21 protein-coding genes are annotated in these 24,270 nt (G+C 41.3%); 16 read left to right on the top strand and 5 right to left on the bottom strand.

All coding sequences use genetic code 11. The features are described 5' to 3' along the window. The first annotated feature begins 144 nt into the window (after positions 1-144). From QLH32_RS04020 to QLH32_RS03980, 9 genes are all read left to right on the top strand, one after another. On the top strand, positions 145-1,197 hold the full coding sequence (locus QLH32_RS04020; RefSeq protein WP_267979844.1) for a DUF1311 domain-containing protein: 1,053 nt from the start codon (positions 145-147) through the stop codon (positions 1,195-1,197). Positions 1,198-1,325: 128 nt separating this feature from the next. Then, positions 1,326-2,108, top strand: a complete 783-nt coding sequence (locus QLH32_RS04015) for a Rossmann-like and DUF2520 domain-containing protein (RefSeq protein WP_283268215.1) — start codon at positions 1,326-1,328, stop codon at positions 2,106-2,108. Between the two features lie 158 nt (positions 2,109-2,266). Continuing rightward, entirely contained in the window at positions 2,267-4,678 is a 2,412-nt protein-coding gene (locus QLH32_RS04010) for an FdhF/YdeP family oxidoreductase (protein ID WP_283268213.1), read from the top strand. A gap of 20 nt (positions 4,679-4,698) precedes the next feature. Beyond that, positions 4,699-5,490 (top strand): formate dehydrogenase accessory sulfurtransferase FdhD, encoded by a 792-nt coding sequence (fdhD, locus tag QLH32_RS04005; protein WP_283268211.1) that lies wholly within the window; start codon positions 4,699-4,701, stop codon positions 5,488-5,490. Between the two features lie 87 nt (positions 5,491-5,577). Then, a complete protein-coding gene (locus tag QLH32_RS04000) occupies positions 5,578-6,519 on the top strand; it encodes a Dyp-type peroxidase (RefSeq protein ID WP_283268210.1) in 942 nt (313 codons plus the stop codon). Between the two features lie 283 nt (positions 6,520-6,802). Continuing rightward, complete coding sequence (uraD, locus tag QLH32_RS03995; protein ID WP_283268209.1) at positions 6,803-7,303, top strand: 2-oxo-4-hydroxy-4-carboxy-5-ureidoimidazoline decarboxylase; 501 nt, start codon at positions 6,803-6,805, stop codon at positions 7,301-7,303. Beyond that, a complete protein-coding gene (gene uraH, locus QLH32_RS03990; protein WP_283268207.1) occupies positions 7,303-7,638 on the top strand; it encodes a hydroxyisourate hydrolase in 336 nt (111 codons plus the stop codon). Before uraD ends, uraH begins: the two co-directional genes overlap by 1 nt. Positions 7,639-7,689: 51 nt before the next feature. After that, positions 7,690-9,063, top strand: a complete 1,374-nt coding sequence (locus QLH32_RS03985) for a nucleobase:cation symporter-2 family protein (RefSeq protein WP_283268206.1) — start codon at positions 7,690-7,692, stop codon at positions 9,061-9,063. A gap of 196 nt (positions 9,064-9,259) precedes the next feature. Then, positions 9,260-10,555 carry an OprD family outer membrane porin gene (locus QLH32_RS03980; RefSeq protein WP_283268205.1) on the top strand — a complete coding sequence of 432 codons (1,296 nt, stop codon included), beginning with the start codon at positions 9,260-9,262 and terminating at the stop codon, positions 10,553-10,555. A 166-nt stretch (positions 10,556-10,721) separates the two neighbouring features. Here QLH32_RS03980 and hpxO read toward each other — a convergent pair whose 3' ends face one another. Continuing rightward, positions 10,722-11,879 carry an FAD-dependent urate hydroxylase HpxO gene (hpxO, locus tag QLH32_RS03975; RefSeq protein WP_283268203.1) on the bottom strand — a complete coding sequence of 386 codons (1,158 nt, stop codon included), beginning with the start codon at positions 11,877-11,879 and terminating at the stop codon, positions 10,722-10,724. 179 nt (positions 11,880-12,058) lie between these two features. Continuing rightward, positions 12,059-12,772, bottom strand: a complete 714-nt coding sequence (locus QLH32_RS03970) for a FadR/GntR family transcriptional regulator (RefSeq protein ID WP_283268201.1) — start codon at positions 12,770-12,772, stop codon at positions 12,059-12,061. Positions 12,773-12,929: 157 nt separating this feature from the next. Here QLH32_RS03970 and alc point away from each other — a divergent pair, with 157 nt between their 5' ends. Next, the gene (alc, locus tag QLH32_RS03965) at positions 12,930-13,934 is read left to right on the top strand and encodes an allantoicase (protein ID WP_283268200.1); all 1,005 of its coding nucleotides are present in this window, start codon (positions 12,930-12,932) and stop codon (positions 13,932-13,934) included. Positions 13,935-14,195: 261 nt separating this feature from the next. Beyond that, complete coding sequence (locus QLH32_RS03960; protein ID WP_283268199.1) at positions 14,196-14,708, top strand: ureidoglycolate lyase; 513 nt, start codon at positions 14,196-14,198, stop codon at positions 14,706-14,708. A 112-nt stretch (positions 14,709-14,820) separates the two neighbouring features. Here QLH32_RS03960 and QLH32_RS03955 read toward each other — a convergent pair whose 3' ends face one another. Then, positions 14,821-15,834: an isopenicillin N synthase family dioxygenase gene (locus QLH32_RS03955; protein ID WP_283268198.1), complete on the bottom strand. Its 1,014-nt coding sequence runs from the start codon at positions 15,832-15,834 to the stop codon at positions 14,821-14,823. Positions 15,835-16,620: 786 nt separating this feature from the next. Between QLH32_RS03955 and QLH32_RS03950 the strand changes: the two genes are divergently transcribed. Genes QLH32_RS03950 through QLH32_RS03935 form a run of 4 tightly spaced genes read left to right on the top strand, consistent with a single transcriptional unit; the run spans position 16,621 to position 20,702 of the window. Beyond that, positions 16,621-17,598: an ABC transporter substrate-binding protein gene (locus QLH32_RS03950; protein WP_283268197.1), complete on the top strand. Its 978-nt coding sequence runs from the start codon at positions 16,621-16,623 to the stop codon at positions 17,596-17,598. Positions 17,599-17,651: 53 nt separating this feature from the next. Further along, positions 17,652-18,473 carry an ABC transporter ATP-binding protein gene (locus QLH32_RS03945; protein WP_283268195.1) on the top strand — a complete coding sequence of 274 codons (822 nt, stop codon included), beginning with the start codon at positions 17,652-17,654 and terminating at the stop codon, positions 18,471-18,473. Continuing rightward, positions 18,466-19,260: an ABC transporter permease gene (locus tag QLH32_RS03940; RefSeq protein ID WP_283268194.1), complete on the top strand. Its 795-nt coding sequence runs from the start codon at positions 18,466-18,468 to the stop codon at positions 19,258-19,260. The genes QLH32_RS03945 and QLH32_RS03940 overlap by 8 nt, the downstream gene beginning before the upstream one ends. Beyond that, positions 19,257-20,702 (top strand): amidohydrolase family protein, encoded by a 1,446-nt coding sequence (locus QLH32_RS03935; protein ID WP_283268193.1) that lies wholly within the window; start codon positions 19,257-19,259, stop codon positions 20,700-20,702. Before QLH32_RS03940 ends, QLH32_RS03935 begins: the two co-directional genes overlap by 4 nt. Positions 20,703-20,986: 284 nt before the next feature. Here the strand turns inward: QLH32_RS03935 and puuE are convergent, their stop codons facing one another. Both puuE and QLH32_RS03925 read right to left on the bottom strand, forming a co-directional pair. After that, positions 20,987-21,940, bottom strand: coding sequence for an allantoinase PuuE (gene puuE, locus QLH32_RS03930; RefSeq protein WP_283268192.1), 954 nt, complete (start codon positions 21,938-21,940; stop codon positions 20,987-20,989). 129 nt (positions 21,941-22,069) lie between these two features. Next, positions 22,070-22,999 (bottom strand): LysR family transcriptional regulator, encoded by a 930-nt coding sequence (locus QLH32_RS03925; RefSeq protein WP_283268191.1) that lies wholly within the window; start codon positions 22,997-22,999, stop codon positions 22,070-22,072. A 202-nt stretch (positions 23,000-23,201) separates the two neighbouring features. Here QLH32_RS03925 and QLH32_RS03920 point away from each other — a divergent pair, with 202 nt between their 5' ends. After that, positions 23,202-24,257, top strand: a complete 1,056-nt coding sequence (locus tag QLH32_RS03920; RefSeq protein ID WP_283268190.1) for an aromatic ring-hydroxylating oxygenase subunit alpha — start codon at positions 23,202-23,204, stop codon at positions 24,255-24,257. Positions 24,258-24,270 lie beyond the last annotated feature (13 nt).

Raw genomic sequence — 24,270 nt, 5'->3', positions numbered from 1 at the left:
TAACTCCTTTTATTTTGACCATTTGCTTTAGCTATTTAATTATAAATAGGACTGTTTAAAGTAAAATAAAGAAAAAACTCGAAAATAGGCTTTTAAATTGAGTAGAATACGCCCGAAAAAAACAAGACAAGAGGGTGATTCAAAATGAACAGGTTTTTTATATTTACAACTTTGACAACGACAATGTTATTGGTGGGTTGTAATAAATTAAAGCCAACTGAGAAAGCCGAAGATGCCGCAACGGCTGCTTCCGAGTGGAGTTGTACCAATCAGGAAAATCTCAACCATATTCAGGCGGCGTTGAAAAAGGAATATTTAAAACAGATTGACCGTAGTTTAAGACAAAGTGACTACCAGTCTGACTATGACATTCTTGATAAAATCAACAAGGGACTCAAGTTTGAAATTACCAATGTGCGTACTTTAGAGGCTGAGAGTGGGGAAGCATCAAAAACCAAATTAAACTGCGAAAGCCAGTTGGTGATTTCTTTCCCGAAAGGCTTACAGAAACGTGCAGAAAATGCCTATCTTGAAGAACAAAAATATCAGGGTGATGGGGAGTGTGAAGAGAGTTGTAAGCCATATACCCTGAATGATCATTTTTCTGATAGCGAATATCCACTAAGTCTTGAAGATGACCAATTAAAAGGCGAGTTCTTGTATGACCTTACCAAAACAGATAAAGATGGGTTGGTCTTTAATATCCCAAGCCAGAACTCTGTGATTGAGGGTGTGGTCTTTATGGCAACAAGGGCGGTGCAGTATGTTGCTTATTTAAAGGAAAATCAGCGGATTGAAAAAGAAGGGGCAGCATATCAACAAGAGTATGATGCCAATGAGTCTGCTCAAACTGACTTGGCACAAAAAGCCATGAATGTGCGTCAAAAAGAGTTGGATGCTGAAAAAGCCAAACAGGTTGAGCGTTTAAATCAAGCCTGGGATCAATTTACGCCTGAGCAAAAAGCACAGTTGCAGCAGGACCAGTCCGACTGGTTTGAAAAACGTGATGTGGACTGTAAGGTGCTGTCACAAAAGAGTGTCTATGATATTGCTGAAAAAGACATGGAAACCTATCAAAAACAGTCACGATACTGGAATGATGCAATGCGCCAGCAGAATCAGGATATGCAATACACCCAATGTTTCACCAAGCGTACGGTTGAGCGTGTGGTTTACTTGAATAATGTGTTTAATTAACAGGTCGTTTTTAACTTTTAAACAGGTTGATTGAGATTTCTGCATAAAATCGAGCTATCCATAGCTCGATTTTATTTTTTGTATTTCATTTTGCTATGCTTGAGCAAATTTCCTGATAGAGAACTGCTATGAAAATCACCCTCATTGGTTCTGGGCGTGTGGCAACCCATTTGGCTTTGGCATTACAGAACCAACATCAGATTGTGCAGGTCTTTAGCCCTAAGCTGGTCCATGCGCAAAAGTTGGCGCAGCAGGTTGATGCACAGGCAATCGACAGTCCATGCCAGCTTGATCCACAGGTTGATCTAGTAATTGTTGCAGTGAGTGATCAGGCTATTTCCCAAGTCATTCATTCAATTACTGGATATTTACCACAAAATCTGATTGTTCATACCTCTGGCAGTACCAGTCTAGCAGTCATTGAGCACACACATCCGCGGGCAGGTGTATTTTATCCACTGCAAACCTTTAGCTTTGAGCGTGAAGTGAACTGGCTGGAAACGCCATTGTTTGTGGAAACAACTCAGCAGCAAGATTTGGAATTTTTAACACAATTGGCAAATAGCCTAAGTAACCGAGTTTATCAATACAGTTCCAAGCAGCGTCAGACCCTGCATCTGGCGGCAGTGTTTGCATGTAATTTCAGTAACTATTGTTATGACATGGCCCAGCAGATTGTTGAGGATGAACAGGTTGATTTTAGCCTGCTTTATCCCCTGATTCTGGAAACTGCGGACAAGGCCACAAGACATAACCCAAAAACCATGCAAACTGGGCCTGCCATGCGGGGTGACCAGAATATTCTACAGATGCATGGTCAGTTGCTGGCTGGAGCAGATCGTAAAGATTTGCAGGACATTTATGTATTGCTGAGTGAGGGGATTTTTAAACGTCACCAAATCAATGGATGAGTTGAGCTTTATGAATACGCCTGTCATCTAGGTTGAAGTGTTTGGATGTTCCAGAATGAATTAATGCAATCGAACATATTCAGCATAGTAAATGTTGCCTTTTCATGTTAAATCTAAACCGAACTTTAGATAAAAATAGCTCAGATGAGGACGGTCGCATGGACAATTCAGAGCAAACAAAGCATAAACAAGAGAATAATGGCTATGCCAGAATTGAACCTTATACCCAGCCTGCTGGGGGATGGGGGGCACTGTTAAGTGTTGCACGCAATCTTAAACGACAGGATATTCTCAAGAAAGGTTCAATCACCTTACTCAATATTAACCAGCCTACAGGTTTTGACTGTCCAGGTTGTGCATGGCCCGAAAAGAAAGACGCGCATGCCTTTAACTTTTGTGAGAATGGTGCAAAAGCAGTGGCTTTTGAGGCAACCAGCAAAACTGTTACACCTGAGTTTTTTGCACAGCATACGGTCAGTTGGTTATCTGAACAGAGCGACTTCTATCTTGAAGATTTGGGGCGTTTAACCGATCCGATGCGCTATGATCCCGTCTCGGATAAATATGTCCCGATTTCATGGGATGACGCATTTCAACTGATTGCCAAACATTTACAGGCTTTGGATCATCCAGATAAAGCCGCATTTTATACCTCTGGTCGTGCCAGTAATGAAGCGGCATTTTTATACCAGCTCTTTGTCCGTAGTTTTGGCACCAATAATTTTCCAGACTGTTCCAATATGTGCCACGAAACCACCAGCGTTGGGCTAACCGATTCGATTGGCTTGGGTAAAGGTACAGTCACGCTGGATGACTTTGATCTGGCGGATGCGATTTTTAGTTTTGGACATAATCCAGGCACCAACCATCCGCGTATGTTGGCAACTTTACGGGAAGTGTCAAAACGTGGTGGCAATATTATTGCCATTAATCCGATTAAGGAACGTGGACTGGAACGTTTTCAGGACCCACAAGCCCCTCTGGAAATGATGACCAACGGCAGTACCCCAATCAGCCGTTATTATTTCCAGCCTAAAATTGGCGGTGATTACGCCTTATTGTTTGGTGTGCTGAAACACTTGTCTGAATGGGATAAAAAGGCACTTGCCAAAGGCAAACCAAGCGTTTTTGACCGTAATTTTATTGCCATGAACACCATTGGCTTTGATGAAATGCTGGCTGAGGTGGATTGTACAACATGGTCTGAGATTCATAAACATACAGGACTTTCACCTGAACATTTAGAGTCCATTGCCAAAATGTTCCTTGATTCGAATAAAGCCATTTTCTGTTGGGGCATGGGGATTACCCAGCACCGTCATGGAACAGCCAATATTCATATGCTCGCCAACTTGATGTTGGCAAGAGGGCATATTGGTCGTCCAGGCGCAGGATTATGTCCAGTGCGTGGGCACAGTAATGTGCAGGGTGACCGTACTATGGGCATCAACGAAAATCCAAGTAAAAAACTGCTGGATAACATTGATCGGGTGTTTGGCATTCAATCACCCCGTAAACATGGTTATGGGGTGGTGGATACCATCAAGGCAATGTACGAGGGTGATGTCAAAGTCTTTATTGGCCTGGGGGGTAATTTTGCGGTTGCCACGCCTGACACATTATATACACAGGAGGCGTTACGCCGTTGTGACCTGACGGTGCATATCACCACCAAGCTGAATCGAAGTCATTTGGTCTGCGGACAGGATGCCCTGATGCTGCCTTGTTTGGGGCGTACCGAAGTGGATATGCAACTGCATGGTGCGCAGGCCATTTCAGTTGAAGACTCAGTGAGTAATGTGCATCTCTCCGCAGGACGCAATCCACCCATTTCAGACAATATTCTTTCTGAACCTGATATTGTCGCCCGAATGGCAGAAGCGACCTTGCCTGACAGTCAAATTAAATGGCGCTGGTACATTGAAAGCTATGACCGTATCCGTGATTCGATCGCAGAAGTGTTTGATGAATTTCATGATTTTAATCAACGGGTTTATCAGCCAGGTGGTTTTCATCTGGAGCATCCTGCCAATCAGCATGTCTGGAATACACCAAGTGGCAAAGCTCAATTTTTGATTACGCCATTGGCGGAGGTTTATGAGGACAAGGAAAATCAATACGCGGCGGCTTATAGTGAACAGCAAGTCTACACCTTGATGACCACACGCTCACATGATCAGTACAACACCACGCTGTATGGTTTGGATGACCGTTATCGGGGCGTATTTGGACAGCGTCGAGTCTTGTTTATGAATCAGGCTGATATTGATGAAGCGGGTTTTGAGGCGGATCAATGGGTTGATATTGAGAGTGTCTTTTCTGATGGTGTGAAACGGATTGTACATAGTTTCCGCATTGTGCCTTATAACATTCCACGCGGTAGTCTGGCGGCATATTATCCTGAAACCAATCCACTGGTGGCATTAAGCAGTCATGATAAATATGCCAAAATTCCAGCATCCAAGAGTGTTCCTGTCATCTTGCATGCGGGACAGGCACCTGAGCATTTTAATCTAGCCATTGCGGTTGATCCAGAACATGCCAATGACATTGTTCATCATACAAACTGATATTCAGGTAGAGGGCATACATGGCAGCAGTGCAGGGTGTGGGTTATGAAACGATGCAGGTGCATCGTTTTCATCGCAATGTGTCAGAAAATGAGCTGGATTATATCGTTCAGGAATATCCAGTTGCATTGATCTATAACGGAATTTCCCATGCAGTGATGATGGCAACTCCCGCAGATATTGAAGTGTTTGCCAAGGGCTTTAGCCTTTCTGAGGGTATTCTGCACAGTTTAACTGAGCTTTATTCACTGGAAGTTCATCAGGATGAGTTGGGTGTTCAGGTTGAGATGACCATTTCATCACGGGCATTTATGGCGTTAAAAGAACATCGTCGGATGATGGTGGGGCGAACGGGCTGTGGTCTATGTGGTATCGAAAGTCTTAAACAGCTTTATACGAACTTGCCTACCGTCAGTAGTGTTGTTTCCTCAACATGGCTGAACCAGATTCCCCATGCCATTGCCCAGTTAAAAGTCAGGCAAAAAATTACCGAATTGACGGGTGGCGCGCATGCCGCAGCCTGGGTGGTGAAAGGGCAGATCATTGCCCTGTTTGAAGATGTGGGACGGCATAATGCCCTGGATAAATTGCTGGGTTATCTGGCTGAGCAGAAACTCAATGTCGCGGACGGATTTGTGGTGATGACCAGCCGCGCCAGTTATGAACTGATCCGAAAATGTGCGCAATGCAATATTGCATTATTGGCAACGATTTCTGCACCAACCAGTATGGCAATTGAGATGGCAAAAAAGGTCAATCTCACTTTGGCAAGTTTCTGCCGTGGCGATGGTTTTGTTTTATATACTGAATAAATCTTAAACATTTGTTGTTGAGCTGATACCTAAAACAACATGATATGTGTAGGATAAGGTAACTGAACTCATCCATTCCGAAAAATTATGAATACATCTTTAAGACCACAACCTGTGATCAATAATCTTTCAGGTGAGAATGCCCTGTTTATTGTGCTGGGCATCAATACCAATCCTGATCACTCAGAAATTATTGACTTTCTGGCCAATTTCTCCGCTTTGGTACGTAGCCTGACCAACCGTTTTCCGCAGGGGAACTTCAGTGCTTCTGTGGGGATTGGTTCGCACGCCTGGGACCTTTTATTTCCAGAAATGAATAAGCCTAAGGAGCTTGTGCCGTTTCAGGAACTCAAGGGACCTCGACATACAGCGGTTGCAACCGCAGGGGACCTGTTTTTTCATATCCGCGCCAACCAAATGGCGATTTGCTATGAACTGGCTTCCATTCTGCATGAGCAGTTAAAGGAACATACCTATCCAATCAGCGAGACCAAGGGCTTTAGATACTTTGATGGCCGTGCGATTATTGGTTTTGTGGATGGTACGGAAAACCCTGAACATGAAATTGCCAAGGACATTGCCTATGTCGGGCAGGAAGATGCCGAGTTCCTTGGTGGTAGTTATGTCTTTATCCAGAAATATCTGCATAACATGGAGATGTGGAAAAGCCTGACCACTGAAGAGCAGGAAAAAGTGATTGGTCGAAAGAAATATGATGATGTTGAACTGGGTGATGATGTGAAGCCCCAAAATGCGCATAATGTAGTGAGTAAGGCGCATGATGCAGAGGGCAATGAGTTAAAAATTCTAAGGGCCAATATGCCATTCTCCAATCCAACCGAGGGGGAATATGGCACGTTCTTTATTGGTTATTCACGTTCATTTAACATTACCAAGACCATGCTGGAAAATATGTTTCTCGGCAAGGAAAATGGTCACATTGATCGTTTACTCGATTTTAGTACGGCCGTTTCAGGTAGCCTGTTCTTTGTACCTACCTTTGATTTTCTGGACGATTTGGCTGATTGAGTTCAGCCATTTTTACAATGCCAAGAGAATAAAAATATATCAATCATTTCATCCTATTATGGTGAAAAGATTTTTGTTAACGAAGCGTGTTCACTTCTTAATTCGCTTCAGTTTTATCTGGTTAAATCAAAATACACAGGTGCTTAATTCTATTAAGCACTCCTATTGTTTTCTAAAATTCAAAAAATTCATTTTTAACCCAATTTATTAGATTGGCATATTCATTGCTTTATTTATGTTATCTGGTCAGACCAGTCAGACAATGCAATAAATTGGAGCATGCATGGATATAAAGCAATTTAATCAATTGAACCTAGGTGAGGCAAATCTGGTTTTGCAGCCCTGTGTCCATATTCCCAGTTGGATTGCAAAACTTGTACAACAACGGCCTTATGCTGCAATCGATGAACTCTATCAAGCAGCTAACGCGCAGGCACAAACGTGGCAGTGGCATGAAATTGCAGAGGCTTTGGCGCAGCATCCCCGTATTGGTGAGAAAAAGGCGGCAGCGAATTTATCTCAAAAGGAACAGCAGTTTTCACAACAGGAACAAGGACAAGTTGAGCCAGACACAGTGCTGCAACAGGCGCTATATCAGGGCAATCTGGAGTATGAGCACAAATTTGGACATATTTTCCTGATTCGTGCAGCAGGGCGCACAGGTATGGAAATTCTGGCTGAATTGCAACGCCGTTTAAAAAATACCATCGAACAAGAGCAACAGGAAGTGAAACAGCAACTGGCTGAAATTGCCCTGATTCGCTTAAAACAGGAGATTCAATAATGGCGGGTATCAGCACTCATATTTTAAATGCCTCACTGGGTCAACCAGCCCCAAATGTACTGGTGAAGTTATTTCAAAATACAGCTCACGAATCTGTTTTGCTGGATCAGCAATTGACTGATGTTGATGGACGTATTCAGGCATTTAAAATTGAATCATTTATAGAGGGTAAATATCAGTTGGTTTTTGAGGTCTCTGATTATTTTGAGGCTTTAAATATCGAAAGCTTTTATTCAAGCGTGTGCATTGATTTTAAGGTGGCGGATGTTCAACAACATTATCACGTCCCTTTATTAATCAGTCCTTTTTCCTACTCAACTTATCGTGGCAGTTAAACAGAAATTAACCGATGTGGAAATGATGAATTTAATTTGAGGAATACACCGATGCATCAAGACAACATACACAGTGAAAGCGATACAAGTGTATCAGCAGAACATCAATATTTAGGTATGCGTAAAAATGCGGTTTATGGTTTACAGCATGTATTGACCATGTATGGTGGAATTATCGCACCGCCCTTGATCATTGGGGCTGCGGCAGGTCTGGAAGCATCAGAAATTGGTTTGCTGGTTGCTGCGGCATTATTTATAGGGGGAATTGCAACGGTATTGCAAACTATAGGCTTTAAGCATTTTGGTGCAAAACTACCTATTGTTCAGGGCGTATCATTTGCTGGTGTTGCAACGATTTTGGCGATTGTCAGCACGGGTGGTGGGCTTGCCTCTGCATTTGGTGCAGTGATGGTGGCCTCTTTCATTGGTTTATTGCTTACCCCTTTCTTTGCCAAGATTATCCGATTTTTCCCGCCAGTGGTAACAGGCTGTGTGATTACCATGATTGGCATTTCACTGACACCTGTGGCCATTCGCTGGATTATGGGGGGTAATCCCAAAGCTGAAAACTGGGGTGATCCCGCCAATGTTGGATTGGCTGTGATGACTTTGGCAATTGTCATCATCTTTAGCATGTTGCGTAGTCAGGTGTTACGCCGTCTTGCGATTCTGATTGCGATTGTACTGGGAACCATACTTGCTTATTTTGCAGGTTTTGCAGATTTTTCCAAAGTTGCCACAGGGCCTGTTTTTGCCATGCCAAGCTTTTTTCACTTTGGTGCTCCTGTATTTGAGTTTTCTGCCATTCTTTCAATGGTCATTGTAACTTTGGTGATCATGACTGAAACCACAGCCGATATTATTGCGATTGGTGAAATTGTGGGAACGAAAGTGGATTCAAAACGGATTGGCGATGGTCTGCGTGCTGACATGTTATCCAGTGCTGTTGCACCAGTTTTTGGATCATTTATGCAAACCGCTTTTGCCCAAAATGTTGGGTTGGTGGCGATTACAGGTATTAAAAGCCGCTTTGTAGTAGCAACCGCAGGGGGAATTCTGGTTGTTTTAGGTTTATTGCCAGTTGTTGGGCGTTTGGTGGCTTCCATTCCAATGCCAGTTCTGGGTGGGGCAGGCATCGTCCTGTTTGGCACAGTCGCGGCGAGTGGGATTCGTACCTTGGCCAAAGTGGATTATAACGACCATAAAAATCTGATTATTGTGGCGACTTCACTTGCAATTGGCATGATTCCAATCGTCAATCAGGAGTTTTATGCACAGTTTCCGACCTGGGTAAAAACCTTATTGCATTCAGGGATCAGCTCTGCCTGTATCACAGCAATTTTACTGAATATCATCTTTAACCATTTACCGTTTAGTAAAAGTTCAGCAGAGGTTGGCCCGCTTCCGTTAAATTCAGGGCATTAATCTCACAGATCAATGATTTGATCTTCTAACCGATTTACATTTTTTAAACATCACATTTGAAAGTCGCTTATTCATTTTTTGCATAGGCCTAGGAGAGTTTTTTGCCCTAAAAAAGCGAAAACAGAATTTCAAGGTCGTCAGCATTTGTTTGGCAATTGCCTAAGCTGATTTTTAAATGTCATCCAAGGGGAAATTTATGAAAAACTTTACACTGAAATCTGCAACTTTAATCATGGCGATGACCGCTGCAATGCAGGGGCAGGCAGCAGATACCAGTTTAAATGGACTATTTAATTTAGATCAGGATTGCCAAATTAAGGATAATTCTGTGCAGTCATTGGGGCAGGCCTTGAGCTGTGGCAGTGTGCATGGGGCGGTAAAGGCAACCTATTATTCCTTAAATAATGGTTATTTTGTTAATAACCTAAATCAGGATACGGTCACAGCAGGAGGTTATGTTAAATATGAGACAGCGCCTTTTTATGGGGTACAGGCTGGAGTAGGGTATGACTTACAGCGTCGTCTGGATGATAAAGACCAAAAACCAGAAGTCCCTGAATTACAGAATGATCGTGATGGTTTAGCGGAAGCTTATGTGACATGGAAAAATGATCTGGCAAGAATAACGATTGGTAATCAACGCCTGAATTTACCGTTTATGGGGGATTATGCTGATCGCCGTGTACTGATGTATTTGTACCAGGCAGCAGATGTTCAGATTGGAAATAATACCGATTTTCTGCGTCTGACCAAAGTGAATAAATATAAAAGCTATGGTGAAGATGAATTTACTAAAACCTCGCGTCAGAATGAGAAACTTGAAACAGATGGCGTGTGGTCTTTTGGAGCTGGGAAGAGTATAGCGCTGGCAGGTGACAGAAAATTAAAGGCGCAGCTTTGGTATCAGAATTATGATGACTATACGCGTCTCATTTACACTCAGGCTGATTTGGCATTTGCAAAACTCAATTATGGGCCTGAGCTTTCACTGCAATATATTTCGGGTAAAGATCAGGGCAAGGCATTGGCAGGTGAGGTCAATAGCCAGATTTTTGGGGCTCAGGCTGCATTGAAAGTGTTACCAACTGCAACGTTTAAAGTGGCATATAACTATATTAAACCTGATCATGGCAGTTATTTAAATGGTGCACTTTTAACGCCTTATGCCACTAAAACCTCATCAGGTGAAATCTTTGCTCAGCCATTTTTTACCAGTACGCAGGACTTGGGAGCTGGCAATGCCTTTATGGCTTCGTTAGAGGGCAAAGTATCTGATCAGGTGATTGCAGGCGCTCGATATTCATTTATGGATTTAAAGGAAGCGGAACATTTGGATAGTCGTAATCAGTCAGAATACATGATCTTTGGTATTTATAATTTTACAGGTGCATTCAAGGGGTTTAGCGTTAGTAATTTCTTTGGTATTCAAACATCTCCACGTTATGAAAAGGACTTCTTGCAGAACCGTCTTACATTAAGCTATAAGTTTTAATTCGCTTTTTAATGATGCATATTTTCAGGTGGAAATATGCATTTTTTAATTAATTTTAAAGATAAAATAATCAATATATTAACTTGCTTATTTAAAAAATCTACTTGAATAAATAGAGATAAAAAATCCCTCAAAATAAGAGGGAAAATGTTAAAAATCCAGAAAATTAATCCAGTGGATTGCCGACAATATTGCTGATGATACCTTGCATAATATGGTTGCCCTGTTCCTGATAGAGGGATTGATACCATTCTTCAGTGATTTTAGGGTCTTTCATATGGGTAATATCACAGCGTTTACGAGCACGTAAAACCATTTCTTTGGTGCGGTCATTGCGTTTATTTTGATAACGTTCCAGTGCATCTTCCAAACCAAAAGTATTGATTTGCAAGGCACGGGCAAGGTAAATCGCATCTTCCATTGCCTGACAACCACCTTGCCCAATATCAGGCGTGGTGCTATGCGCTGCATCGCCCAATAACACCACTCGACCTTTATAGAAATTCATAAACGGTTCAATGTCATGGATTTCAACACGATTGGTTTTTTGTTCATCCAGTGCATCAATCAGTTTTTGTACAGGCTCACACCAACCCTGAAAATATTGTTTTAATTTCGCTTTGTAATCATCACGTTGATTGGCTAGTCCTGCTTCTAATGGCACATCAAAGAAGAAATAAAAGCGGTTTTGTGCGACAGGCATCAGGGAAACCCGTTTTCCCTCACCGATATAGGTTGTCCATTGCTGTGCAGGGGCAATGTCTTCATCAATTTCAACCAGACCATTCCAGTTGACATAGCCTGCATAGCGACGCTCCACCTGATAACCGAGTACAAATTTACGGGTAATGGAGTGTGTACCATCAGCACCAATCAGCACATCGGCTGTGACCTGAGTACCATCTTCAAAATATAGGGTAACTTCCTCTTCTGTAGATTCGATTTCAACCATTTTCATGCCGAGTTTGATATTTTCCAAACCAAATTGCTGCATGAGTAGTTGTTGTAGATCAGCTCTGGCGACAGGGTAGGCACGTTGTCCCACTTCTTTATATAAAGGTGTCAGACTAAATTGGGTCATGGTTTGCTGACTGAGTCCATCAACATAGGCAAGGGATTCCATCTGTCCACCCAATGCCTGAATTTGATCAGTTAAGCCCAAATAGTTTAGGCATTTGACCCCATTTGACCACAGTGAAATGGCAGCGCCCACAGGCAGGATTTCAGCCGCCTGTTCATAGATCGTAACTTGATGACCAAATTTTTTTAAAGCGATACCAGCAGTTAACCCGCCCATACCTGCACCTACAATCGCAATATTCATCATTTAGACCCTAAATATTTTTCAACAAATAAAAATTTCTATAGAGTGTTAAGCGAGAATTGTGCCAATTTTTAGAAACTGGTTTTACTGGTCATACCAGTTATTTTGCTTTATTAAAAAGCAGAATGGGAAAAGGTGCTTTGATGTGGTTCATAGCGTGAGGTAAATTGGTGCGTGATTTATTTTTGCTCATGCCGAGAAAAATATACCCCTGCACGTTGCGCAGCCCCAATGATATGTGCCTGCATGGCTTTTTCCGCAGCGATACCATCTTGTTTAAATAAGGCATTTAAAATGGATTCATGTTCCTGAATGGTTTTAAAGGCAAGATTAGGTTGCATAAAAGGAAGTATCTGACTTTTTTTAATCCATTCAGTATGCATTTTAAGTGTTTGAATAATTGATTGATTATGGCTAAGATCAATGATGTGTTGATGAAAGGCATAATCAGCTTCAGAGGCTGTTTGCCAATTTTGTTCTTTAATCGCTGTGGAAAGGGCATCATAATATTGCTGTAAAGCCATTTTATCATTTTCAGTCAAATACTCACAGGCTAATAGCGCACAGAAACTTTCCAGTACATAACGCAGTTGATAAAAATCCTTTAAAGAAACCCGATGTTCTCCCTCCCATTGTTCGGCTGCCTGACTGTGCTGTGAAATCACATAGACACCTTTACCCGCCTTAATTTCCAGTAATCCTAAAGCTGCAAGGCGAGTCAGTGCTTCACGTAAAGACGCTCGACTGATGCCAAGCTGAATCGCCAGATCACGTTGTGAGGGCAAGGCTGAACCCACTGCATAACTGCCTTGTTGAATACGTTGATGAATCACTTCCACAGCTTGCTCAGTCACCTGAGATGATTTTCCATTGAGCATTGCCTGTGGGTTCATGAGCCACATATCCTGAATTAAATGAAGCTTGATTTTACACAAAATTGCTCTTTTGGGAGTGATTGAAATTAAAAATGAGCAGATTTTTTATAACAGGTCAGACCAGTTGGACTGGATTTTGCATAAACTATAGAAATGAAATATTCAGGATTGACCAATGACAGTGCATATTGCCAAAACCATCCCTTTACCGAATCATTTACAGGCATTGACCAATCTGGCAGATGCCCGAATTGGTGCAGCGATTGTGTCATGTTCAGATGAGTTTTTTGCCAAAGCGGAAAGAATGCTGCAAAGCGAGCCAGCAAAATTTATCGAGGGCAAATATGATGATCATGGCAAATGGATGGATGGCTGGGAAAGTCGCCGCAAACGTGAAGCTGGCTATGACTGGTGTATTGTACGTTTAGGTGTGACAGGCAATGTGACTAGTTTTGATATTGATACCTCATTTTTTACAGGCAATTATCCTGCTTCGGCATCCATTGAGGGCTGCTATGCACCTGATGAAAATTTGGAAAATGCAGAATGGATTCAATTATTAGAAAATTCAGTGCTTTCTCCAGACAATCATCATCTTTTTGATTGTACACCTCAGAAAATTACCCATATTCGCCTGAATATTTTTCCTGATGGCGGTATTGCACGGTTACGGGTCTATGGCAATGTCGTGTTGGAGCATGTCGATACCACACAGCAGCTTGACCTGATTGGTCTAAAAAATGGTGGTCGTATTGTGGCATTTAGTGATGCACATTTTGGACATCCCAATAACTTGCTCAATCCTGATCGTGGTTTAAATATGGGCGATGGCTGGGAAACCAAACGTCGTCGGGCACCTGGTTTTGACTGGTGTATTATTGCTTTGGGGCAAACAGGTCAGGTGGAAAAAATAGAAGTGGATACTGCTTATTTTAAGGGCAATTATCCTGCGTTTTGTTCGATTCAGGCGGCTTATGTGGAAAATGCTACCGATGCACAATTGATTCCGCAAAGTATGTTTTGGTCGTTTTTACTGGAACAGCAACCTTTGAGTATGGATAACGTGCATGAATATATCGCTGAAATTCTTGAGCATCAAAAAGTCAATTATATTCGGGTCAATATGATTCCTGATGGAGGAATTAGTCGGATTCGGTTATGGGGAAAAATTGCTGAATAGTCATTTTATAATTAAGCACAGCCTCAAAAGCTATCGAGATAAATATATGATTTGTGTATAGGCTTTTGCCTTACTTTTCATGGGTGAGGAGTGTACTCCGCAAGGTAACAAAAATCCTTTGTTTGGCTGATGGTACATCCTTGATACCACAGCCAAACGGGCGGCATCCATGCCGCCTTTCACGATAGTAAAAGGTTGTTTAGATTTAGATAGGTGAATGTTCGAAATCATTATTTATAATTTAAAATGTGAAAATAGATTATGTATGAAAAAAATATCCAGATTCAGCCATTAACGCAGGAAAGTTTTGCGCCTTTTGGTGATATCATCGAAAAAGAAAATCGGGATTTTTTTCCGATTAATAATGGATTGACTGAGCGTTATCATGCGCTGTCTTTGGCACAGGTGTCAGGGGAAGATGTGGCAGTGGGGATGAGTATTTTTCATAATCTTGCTGCAACTGAGCTGCCATTTCACATTGAAATGCTGGAGCGGCATCCATACGGTTCACAGTCATTTATTCCTTTGCAACAACAGAAATTTGTGATTGTGGTGGCATTGCCATTGGATCATACACAGCCTGATGAACAACAGATTTTTGCTTTTTTATCCAATGGTCAGCAAGGCGTCAATTATCATCAAGGGGTATGGCATCATTCATTAATTACTTTAGAACACAATAGTGATTTTTTGGTGGTTGATCGGATTGGTGGTGGACAGAATTGTGATATGTACCAATTGTCCAATCATTTTATGATTGTGAATGATAGATAGAAGTAGGTGAGAGTAATCGCACCGTTATGAGATTATCTGATCATGTTTTAATTTAATAAAAAGATTGTCTTTTAATGGGGTGGGACGATTGCCATCGTCCCCTACAAGCAAATTAATATTTCCCCTCAAAATTTGCACTAATCCGTTGTTTTAAATATTCCTTTGCGGTAATCGCAGGATATTTTTTATTCGGGCTTTCAATCAGCACATCTTCATTGGCTTGACAGAAAAATGCCAGACTATAACGTGCGCCTTGATATTCATGTGCTTCAGGATTTTTTACCCGATGGAAATTGGATGGCAATTGATCATCACTCCAGCGCATCAGCATATCACCAATATTGCAGGTAATGACATCATCACGAGGTTCAATACTGGTCCATTGCTGCTGTTCCATATCCTTGCCTGGGCATACCTGTAAACCGCCTTGACCTTTACGCTGAAACAGCAAAGTTAAACAGTCAAAATCAGTATGTGCGCCTGCACGCCATAAACCGAGTTGATCTTTGAGTGCAGGATCAACCGCATAGTAATGCAACATGCGCAAGGTACTTTGATAAGTTTCCTGATCTGGATCATGTGCCAGTGTGAAGAAATCATCAGTAAAACCCAGTTTATAGGCAAAACAGGAAAGAATTTTCATGCCGACTTGCCAGCAGGCACGTTCAAAATTCAGCATGGTATTTTTAAAATCAGGAAGTTCCTGTTCAGTTGGATACAGTTCAGCCATACGAGGGCGAGTAATTTGATAGGATTCTTTCTGGTCGGGCGTACTGGTTGATGGGCGAATCTGTGCCTTGCTTTCCCAGCCTGCATTGCGATTTAAAGGATATTGTGCTTTAACCTGTTCAGGTAGCTTAAAAAATTGTTGCGTCATATCAAAGGCATTTTGGATTTGACCTAAATCAATGCCATGATTTGAAACCTGAAAAAAACCAATATCGGTTGCAGCAGACCAGAGTTGATCGGCAATTTCATATTTACGTTGTTCAAAATCAGACAGGTCAATCACCCGAACTTCACGTTCAAAAGTTTCCTGACCGAAAGCACCCATACGGGATTCTTTTTGCAGTTCTTCCAAGCTGTAGTTATTTTCAGCGAGTTTGGTCATGTTTGCGCTATTCATATTTCAACCTCTATTTCTGGATAAACCATGACCCAATCAAATAGATTGAAAGAGACTGGGTCATTTTTTCAAAAAAGAGCCATACTCTCTAAATAAATAAAAAGTAAGCTGATTCCTGAGCAATGACCCACATCAAATAATAACGATTTAAACTCGGTATGATTACCATCATACCCTACAAAATTATCATAAAAATTTGCAAATTTATGGCTTGTAGGGGCAGCTGGCAATCTGCCCGATATTAATCTAAATTGTTTTGATGCTGAACGCTTCTACTCTGACAAAATAATATTAAGCATTTTTGATGCCAATTCCTGCAATATAAAGAATTGCTATTTAAATCATAGGGTTTTGGTCAATTAACCTATTATTCTCTCAACATAAAAGTCATTTGCAATCAGAATGAATCGTTTTAGTTCCATGGCTGATTTAAAATGGTGCAATATTAAGGTGAGTAAATTTTTATCATGTTCAAAATAAGAAAAATACTGTTTTTTATTGGCCTAATTATTTTTTAAGATAAATCTATATTTTTTAACTTAATGAAAAATATAATTAAATAAATGTTGGCACGTTGTTTGCTGAATTATTCCTGAGTATAAGCGGTTAGTGTGTATATCACATGGGACATTGCTCTACAGCGTTCGCTGTTCCTCTTTTGGGGACAAGGTCAATTTATTTGGTCTTGAGAGAAAATGTGTATGTGAAAACCTGTAGATATACATTTGCTTTATTGCCCCTAAAAGAATAGCGATATGAGTTCACACATATTTAGGGGTCTTATTTATGAAAATTCAATACTATGTAGGCAAAGCACGATTAACCGCCATTGCAGGCGCACTATTATTCAGTTCCTTTACCCATGCTGCCGATAAATTGGTATTACAAACCACATGGTATGCACAAGCCGAGCAGGGTGGATATTATCAGGCTTTGGCGCAGGGTATCTATAAAAAATATGGTCTGGATATCGATATTAAAATCGGTGGACCACAAGTCAATAATATGACGCTGTTACTTTCTAAACGTGCTGACATTATTATCAATTATGATTTACAGGTATTAAAGGGCATTGAAAGTAATTTCCCAATCAAAGCTGTGGCAGCACCGTTTCAGTTCGACCCACAAGGGATTTTAACGCATAGTGATGTTAAATCACTGGCTGATTTAAAAGGTAAAACCATTCTAGTGTCTACCAGTGGGCAGGCAAGTTGGTGGCCGTGGTTAAAAGGCAAATATAAGCTAGATGTAGCGCAAGCCCGTCCTTATACCTTTAATATGCAGCCGTTTTTAGCAGGCAAAAATGTTGCACAACAAGCTTATGCCACTTCAGAAGTATTTCAGGCTAAAAAAGCTGAACCATCGAGTAAATTCTTCCTCTTTGCCGATGCAGGCTATCCTGCCTACGGCGGCATTTTAGTGACACGTAATGATGTACTGCAAAGCAAGCCTGATGTGGTCAAGCGTTTTGTTCAAGCCTCAATGGAGGGCTGGAAAAATTATCTGGCTGATCCACGTTTAGGTAATGAAGTCATTAAAAAAGAAAATCCAAATATGAATGATGAGCTACTGGCTTTTGCGGTGGGTCAAATGAAAAAATTACAATTGATTGATGGTGGCGATGCCAAAACCAAAGGTATTGGCGTGATGACCGATGCACGTTGGAAAGCCACACGAGACTTTATGGTGAACTCAGGTTTGCTGGATGCCAAAACCAACTGGAAATCGGCTTATACCACACAGTTTAATCCTGTGAAGAAATAAGTCATTGCATCTTCTGGTTAGAAAATAAGGCATCTGTCTAAAGGGGAAACCGCATGAATTCAGCTTTATCAATCGAGACTCCAATTAAGGAATCCTCAAACTTTATTACACCGATGCTGATGGTCAGAGGTGTAGAAAAAACCTATCCCAATGGCACCAATGCCTTACAACGACTGGATTTAAATATTGCTCGTGGTGAGATTGTGTCATTACTTGGACCATCAGGTTGTGGCAAAAGTACCTTATTGAAAATGTTTGCTGATCTGGAACAGCCATCTGCGGGTCAGGTGCGTTGGAATGGAAAAGCTGACATTCAGTCGCAATGCAAAATGGCAATGGTGTTTCAAGAAGCAACCTTAATGCCGTGGGCAAATATTGAAGACAATGTGCGCCTGCCTTTGGATTTACAGGGGATTGCCAAATCGGTGAGTACCTCAAAAGTATTGGATGCTTTAAAAGCCGTCGGTCTGGATAAATTTAATAAAGCTTATCCACGTGAGCTATCTGGCGGAATGCAAATGCGAGCTTCACTGGCAAGGGCTTTGGTGACAGAACCTGATCTATTACTGATGGATGAACCGTTTGGCGCACTAGATGAATTTACGCGCCATAAACTGGATAGTGATATTCGCAAGCTTTGGTCTGAACGTGACTTAACAGTGGTGTTTGTCACGCACAGCATTTATGAAGCAGTGTATTTATCTTCTCGTGTGATTGTGATGGGCGCACGTCCAGGTCGTGTGGTGGCTGATATGGAAATTGATGGGCCTTATCAACGGGATGAAGCATTCCGCACCTCAGAAGTTTTTATTAAACAATGTTCACATCTTTCTCATGTATTGGCTGAAGCAAGCGGAGGGCATGCTCATGATTAAACCTTTAATTCAAAATCCTGCTGTACAACGCATTGCTGCACCTGTCACGCTTGGTCTGATCTTTTTATTGATCTGGCAATTGAGTTTTCAACAACTGCAAGTGCCTGTTTATGTGATTCCAAAGCCTAGTGATATTGTCATGGCATTAGTTAATCAATCTGGCATGTTGTTTGGTAGCTTGATGGTCACTTTGAAAATTACCTTATTGGCATTTGCTTGTGCAGTGGTCATTGGAACGCTAATCGCATTTTTATTTGTGCAAAGTCGTGTGGTGGAAGCCTGTTTTATGCCCTATGCGATTTTATTTCAGGTCACGCCCATTGTTGCAATTGCGCCGTTGGTGATTATCTGGATTCAAAACACAACTTTGGCCTTAGTCGTGTGTGCGATGTTGGTGGCGGTATTTCCGATTTTGACTAATACCACATTAGGACTGCGTAGTGTCAATAAAGGTTTGCTCAATCTATTTCAGATCAATAAGGCAAGTCGCTGGCAAATCCTGATGCGTTTACGTGTGCCTAATGCATTGCCGTATTTCTTTGGTGGTTTACGGATTTCCTGTGGTTTGGCATTGATTGGTGCAGTGGTGTCAGAATTTGTGGCTGGTGCAGGCGGAACAAGTGCAGGTTTGGCATATCAAATCTTGCAGGCAGGTTTCCAACTGGATTTACCGTTGATGTTTGCGGCATTGTTTCTAATTACCTGTACAGGCTTGGCATTGTTTGTATTGATGTCATTGTTAAGTCAGGTATTTTTAAGAAAATGGCACGAGAGTGAACAAGTATGATCAATCACCATTCTTATTTAATTAAAAATGCCGATGCTGTTTTGACAGGTTTATCAGGTGATGCGGCACGTAGTTCAGCAACCGATATTCGTATTCACGATGGCAAAATTAGCGAGTTAGGTCAGCTTACCGCACAAGCCAATGAACAAATTGTAGATGCTAAAGACTGTGTGATTTATCCAGCTTGGGTCAATACCCATCATCATTTGTTCCAGTCGTTGCTAAAAGGTGAGCCACAAGGCTTAAACCAGAGTTTGACTGCATGGCTGGCCAGTACACCTTATCGTTTTCGTGGTGCATTTGATGAGCGGACTTTTCGGATTGCAGTACGGATTGGTCTAATTGAATTGTTGCGTTCAGGCTGTGCCACTGTCGCAGATCACCACTATCTATATTGGCCACAGATGCTCTTTGATGGTTCGGCAATATTATTTGATGAAGCTGAAAAACTTGGTATGCGTTTTGTGCTGTGTCGGGGTGGCGCAACTTTGACTCGTGGATTGGAAAATGAATTGCCACAAGCCTTGCGTCCTGAAAAGTTTGAAGACTACATGACAGATGTTGAGCGTCTGGTGAGCAAATACCATCAGGCAGACTCGGCTGCATTCCGTAAAATTGTGATGGCTCCAACCTCAAGCCTGCATTCAACCACCGCACAACAGTTCCGTGAAAGTGCCAAAATTGCCCGACAACTCGGCATTGGCATGCATAGCCATTTATCTGAAACGGTGGATTATCTGGATGCTGCCAAAGCCAAATTTAATATGACGCCTGTGCAGTTTTGTGCTGAACATGACTGGGTCGGAAGTGATGTCTGGTTTGCGCATCTGGTAAAATTATTGCCAGAAGAAATCCAGCTTTTAGGACAAACCCGAACAGGTATTGCGCATTGCCCACAAAGCAATGCGCGTCTGGGTAGTGGTATTGCTGATCTGGTGACGCTGGAGCAGGCTGGCATGACCATTTCCATTGGTGTAGATGGTGCAGGCTCGAATGAGGCGGCAGATATGCTGTCAGAAACCCATGCAGCGTGGTTGTTGCAACGTGCCAGAAAAGGCATGTTGGCAACGCCGCAATATGAGGGTGGATTGTTTGAGGGTGGTGGAGATGCAGCCACAATTGAAGATGTGATTCGCTGGGGAACGGCTGGCGGTGCAAAGATTCTGGGGCTGGATCAGTTGGGTACGATTGAAGTAGGACAGCAGGCCGATTTAGTAATATACAAGCTAGACGACCCACGCTATTTTGGCTTGCATGATCTGGCGATTGGGCCGATTGCCAGTGCTGGACGAGCAAAAATCAAGGCAATGTTTATTGCAGGGAAAATGGTGATGGAAAATGACCAAATCCCTGATCTGGATATGCAGGAGTTGGCATGGCAAGCCAAACAATCAGTAAAGCTGTTACAACAGCGAAGTATGCAAATGAGTAAAATAGCCTAAGATTACTGAAAAATTAATTTTTATCAATTTCTATAGCTTTATTTATAAATTTTATAAGTTGGTATTACCTCTTAATTTATTTATAGACAAATTATTTTTGTAGAGGTTCTAGCCTTACTTTTGACTGGGCAAAAGTAACAAAACCCCTTTGTTGAGCTGATGGCACATCCTTGATGCCACAGCTCAACGGCGGCATCCATGCCGCCAACCAAGATAGTAAATAATGGTTAAAAATTTTATGTAAGTATACAAAATGGTTAGAAAAATTTATGTGAGTTATATAATTATATACCTTGATCAGGATGATATTTCATCCAATGCTCTGCAATTTGCTGACGAGTACAAATCCAGACCCGATCATGATTTTGCACATAATCCAGAAATTTTTGTAAGGCTTTAAAACGAGCAGGGCGACCCAAAATTCGACAGTGCATGCCAATCGACAACATTTTGGGTGAAGTTGCACCTTCGGCATACAGCACATCAAAAGCATCTTTGAGATACTCAAAAAAATCCTCACTCCGATTAAAGCCTGTCGGTGAAGCAAACTTCATATCATTGGTATCTAAAGTATAGGGAATAATCAGATGCGGGCGAGTTTCACCATTTTCCTTAATTAAAGTTGTCCAGAACGGCAAATCGTCACCATAATAATCACTGTCATATTGTACATGATCATAGTCAGCCAATAATTGACGAGTGTTGGGGCTATCACGCCCTGTATACCAACCTGTAGGATATTGTCCAAACAAATCCTTTAAAATCTGCATGGCTTCTGCCATATGTGCTTTTTCAGTTTCAATATCGACATTTTGATAATGAATCCAACGTAAACCATGTGACACCACATCATAATTGTGTTGCTTAATGGCTTCGACCACCAAAGGATTGCGCTGTAACGCCATCGCTACTGCAAAAATTGTTATCGGTAAATTACGTTTAGCAAACTCTTGTTGAATGCGCCAAAAGCCTACTCGTGAACCATATTCATACAACGAATCCATAGATAAATGGCGCGCTGCATAACTTTCTGCACCACTAATTTCCGATAAAAACTGTTCTGAACCTGCATCCCCATGCAGGATATGCTTTTCACCACCTTCCTCATAATTTAGCACGAATTGCACCGCAATTTTGGCTTGATTGGGCCATTGTGCATGTGGTGGATGATTGGCATAACCGACCATATCTCGAGGATAATTTGTGGTTAAATCGATCTCTTTATCTGAGCAACTCATAGCAGTATCTGAATCATTAAAATGTGAAACTTCACATCAAAATACTTGATTGCACTATTGGGTGTCAATTTATAAATATAATAAAATCAAATATTTAATTGTTTTGTTTTGGTGCGTTTATTCAATTCTTTAATAAATATTTTTAATCATGCACAATTTTAGTGCTTCCATTTCTTCAACGATTTGATTCATCATGATTTGAGAAATTCGGGAAAGTTGCCGTTTTGGTGCAACACATAACGCCAGCGTAATTGGATGCAGCCCTTGTTCATTGATTGCTCGAAACTCAAATTCACCACTTTCAATAAGAGGATAGACATCCAAATAACTCATAATACCAATTCCAAGATTCTGTCTCAGCAATGAAATCATCATCCGAATATCATTACATTTGATTTTATGCAGTGGATTAAAGTCATGCTTCTTATATAAAGCAGTGACATGATCATGAATAATTAAGGGGGCGGCTGGAATAATATGATTAAATTCAATTGTATCGGAAAAATAAATTTTATCTTTGTGAGCCAAAGGATTTTGTTTTGGAATCACGAAACCAAGCGGCATTTCCACAAAGGCATTGATATGCAGTTGATGCTGATGTTTCGGGTTTAAAATTAAGCCAAAGTCCAGTTCCGCATTGATGACCAGATCAGCAACGCTTTCACTGTCCAATACTCGAATATTAAAATTAATCCATGAATATTGTTGATGAATCGACTGAATTACAGCACTGACAAAACTTTCGCTCAGTGCTGAAATCATGCCGAAATCAATTGAACCACGTTGCAAGCCCTGAATTTCATTTAAACGTTTTTGTGTAAGTTGAAAATCTTTCTGCCAACCCAACAAATCTGCATACAGTAATTCACCTGCCAATGTGAGTTTTAAACCACTCGGCAAACGTTCAAACAAGGCTACGCCGAGTTGTTCTTCTGCCAGCACAATCTGACGATGCACTGCCGAAACAGAAATAAAAAGCTGATCGGCTGCTCTTCTCAGGCTGCCTGTTTTAGCTACCACTACAAAATATTCAGTAAAACGAGAAAAAGGCAGATTCATAATAAAGTTCTCAAACACAAAATTGTGTTGGTAGGAGCGTATTGTATGCGCCCATATCTAAAAGATTCTAACAAAAAATATTGATGCGTTCTAATTTTTAGAATGTTTCATATAAATCATTCTAATAGACGAAAGTAAAGATGTGCTCCACACTGCATATAGAAAAAGATCAATGATCTAGCATCGAAAATGTGAGTCTAATATGAATGCAATCCCATTAATTAATGTTCCAAATAAGCCATGTCATAGCCAATTTGATGATCAGGATTGGGAAATATTGGCACAACATTGGTATCCAGTGGCACGAATTGAAGATGTCAGCAGCAAGCCACACCAAGTCACTTTACTTGATCTCAATATGGCGATTTATCAAACCGAAAGCGGTGACATTCATTTAGTTCGTGATATTTGTCCGCATCGTGGTGTACCACTGAGTAAAGGTTGGGTTGAGGGTGAAACCATTATTTGTCCCTATCACGGTTTACATTTCAATGCAGAGGGGAAATGCACCAAAATTCCTGCACAACCTGAACTGACCAAAATTTCAGATCGTTTTTCGCTGACCAAATTTCCTGTGATTTTAAAATATGGTTTGGTCTGGACAAGTATTTTGGGACGAGATGAAAGTCTTGCCAATCTTCCTGGGTTGGACACATGGGAAAGTAATGAGCATCAGGCGATTTTACCGCCGTATGTAGATATTGCAGGGTCGAGTGGTCGTCAACTTGAGGGTTTTATTGATGTGGCGCATTTTGCCTGGGTACATCATCAGGCTTTTGCAGATCGTGACAATCCTATAGTTCCCAAATATAAAACTGAAAGAACAACTTATGGTTTAAATACTGAATATGTTAGCAATGTAAGTAACTATCCGCATGGGATGCAGCATTTAGCACCAGAGGGTTTTTTATGGAAACGGGTATTTGATATTTATCCACCATTTTCAGCCATTCTTACTGTGTATTTCCCCAATGAGGATATATTGAAAATCCTAAATGCCTGTTGTCCTGTATCGCATAACAAAACCCGTTTGTTCGTGCCGTTGACCCGTAATTTTGATACCACAGGAGACTTACAGGCGGTCTATGACTTTAATGCGCAAATTTTTGCCGAAGATCAGGAGATGGTGGAAGCGCAGAAACCAGAAGAATTGCCACTCGATATCAGTTTTGAAGCCCATTTTGAGGCAGATCGTTCCTCAACCCTGTATCGTCGTATTCTAGCAGAATGGGGATTAAGCAAACGTTATACTGTGTGATAGGATCTTTACA

The sequence above is a fragment of the Acinetobacter corruptisaponis genome, from assembly GCF_030053775.1.
In the GTDB taxonomy this organism is placed as follows: domain Bacteria; phylum Pseudomonadota; class Gammaproteobacteria; order Pseudomonadales; family Moraxellaceae; genus Acinetobacter; species Acinetobacter corruptisaponis.
Note: the sequence above shows the minus strand (reverse complement) of the source record. Positions and strands in the feature narration are given on the sequence as shown.

Coding starts and splice junctions, on each gene's coding strand:
- QLH32_RS03950 (WP_283268197.1), top strand. CDS start 16,621: ATGAAAATTCAATACTATGTAGGCAAAGCACGATTAACCGCCATTGCA.
- fdhD (WP_283268211.1), top strand. CDS start 4,699: ATGGCAGCAGTGCAGGGTGTGGGTTATGAAACGATGCAGGTGCATCGT.
- QLH32_RS03985 (WP_283268206.1), top strand. CDS start 7,690: ATGCATCAAGACAACATACACAGTGAAAGCGATACAAGTGTATCAGCA.
- QLH32_RS04020 (WP_267979844.1), top strand. CDS start 145: ATGAACAGGTTTTTTATATTTACAACTTTGACAACGACAATGTTATTG.
- QLH32_RS03925 (WP_283268191.1), bottom strand. CDS start 22,999: ATGAATCTGCCTTTTTCTCGTTTTACTGAATATTTTGTAGTGGTAGCT.
- QLH32_RS03955 (WP_283268198.1), bottom strand. CDS start 15,834: ATGAATAGCGCAAACATGACCAAACTCGCTGAAAATAACTACAGCTTG.
- QLH32_RS04010 (WP_283268213.1), top strand. CDS start 2,267: ATGGACAATTCAGAGCAAACAAAGCATAAACAAGAGAATAATGGCTAT.
- QLH32_RS03920 (WP_283268190.1), top strand. CDS start 23,202: ATGAATGCAATCCCATTAATTAATGTTCCAAATAAGCCATGTCATAGC.
- QLH32_RS03935 (WP_283268193.1), top strand. CDS start 19,257: ATGATCAATCACCATTCTTATTTAATTAAAAATGCCGATGCTGTTTTG.
- QLH32_RS04015 (WP_283268215.1), top strand. CDS start 1,326: ATGAAAATCACCCTCATTGGTTCTGGGCGTGTGGCAACCCATTTGGCT.
- QLH32_RS04000 (WP_283268210.1), top strand. CDS start 5,578: ATGAATACATCTTTAAGACCACAACCTGTGATCAATAATCTTTCAGGT.
- alc (WP_283268200.1), top strand. CDS start 12,930: ATGACAGTGCATATTGCCAAAACCATCCCTTTACCGAATCATTTACAG.
- QLH32_RS03980 (WP_283268205.1), top strand. CDS start 9,260: ATGAAAAACTTTACACTGAAATCTGCAACTTTAATCATGGCGATGACC.
- uraH (WP_283268207.1), top strand. CDS start 7,303: ATGGCGGGTATCAGCACTCATATTTTAAATGCCTCACTGGGTCAACCA.
- puuE (WP_283268192.1), bottom strand. CDS start 21,940: ATGAGTTGCTCAGATAAAGAGATCGATTTAACCACAAATTATCCTCGA.
- uraD (WP_283268209.1), top strand. CDS start 6,803: ATGGATATAAAGCAATTTAATCAATTGAACCTAGGTGAGGCAAATCTG.
- QLH32_RS03945 (WP_283268195.1), top strand. CDS start 17,652: ATGAATTCAGCTTTATCAATCGAGACTCCAATTAAGGAATCCTCAAAC.
- QLH32_RS03960 (WP_283268199.1), top strand. CDS start 14,196: ATGTATGAAAAAAATATCCAGATTCAGCCATTAACGCAGGAAAGTTTT.
- hpxO (WP_283268203.1), bottom strand. CDS start 11,879: ATGAATATTGCGATTGTAGGTGCAGGTATGGGCGGGTTAACTGCTGGT.
- QLH32_RS03940 (WP_283268194.1), top strand. CDS start 18,466: ATGATTAAACCTTTAATTCAAAATCCTGCTGTACAACGCATTGCTGCA.
- QLH32_RS03970 (WP_283268201.1), bottom strand. CDS start 12,772: ATGAACCCACAGGCAATGCTCAATGGAAAATCATCTCAGGTGACTGAG.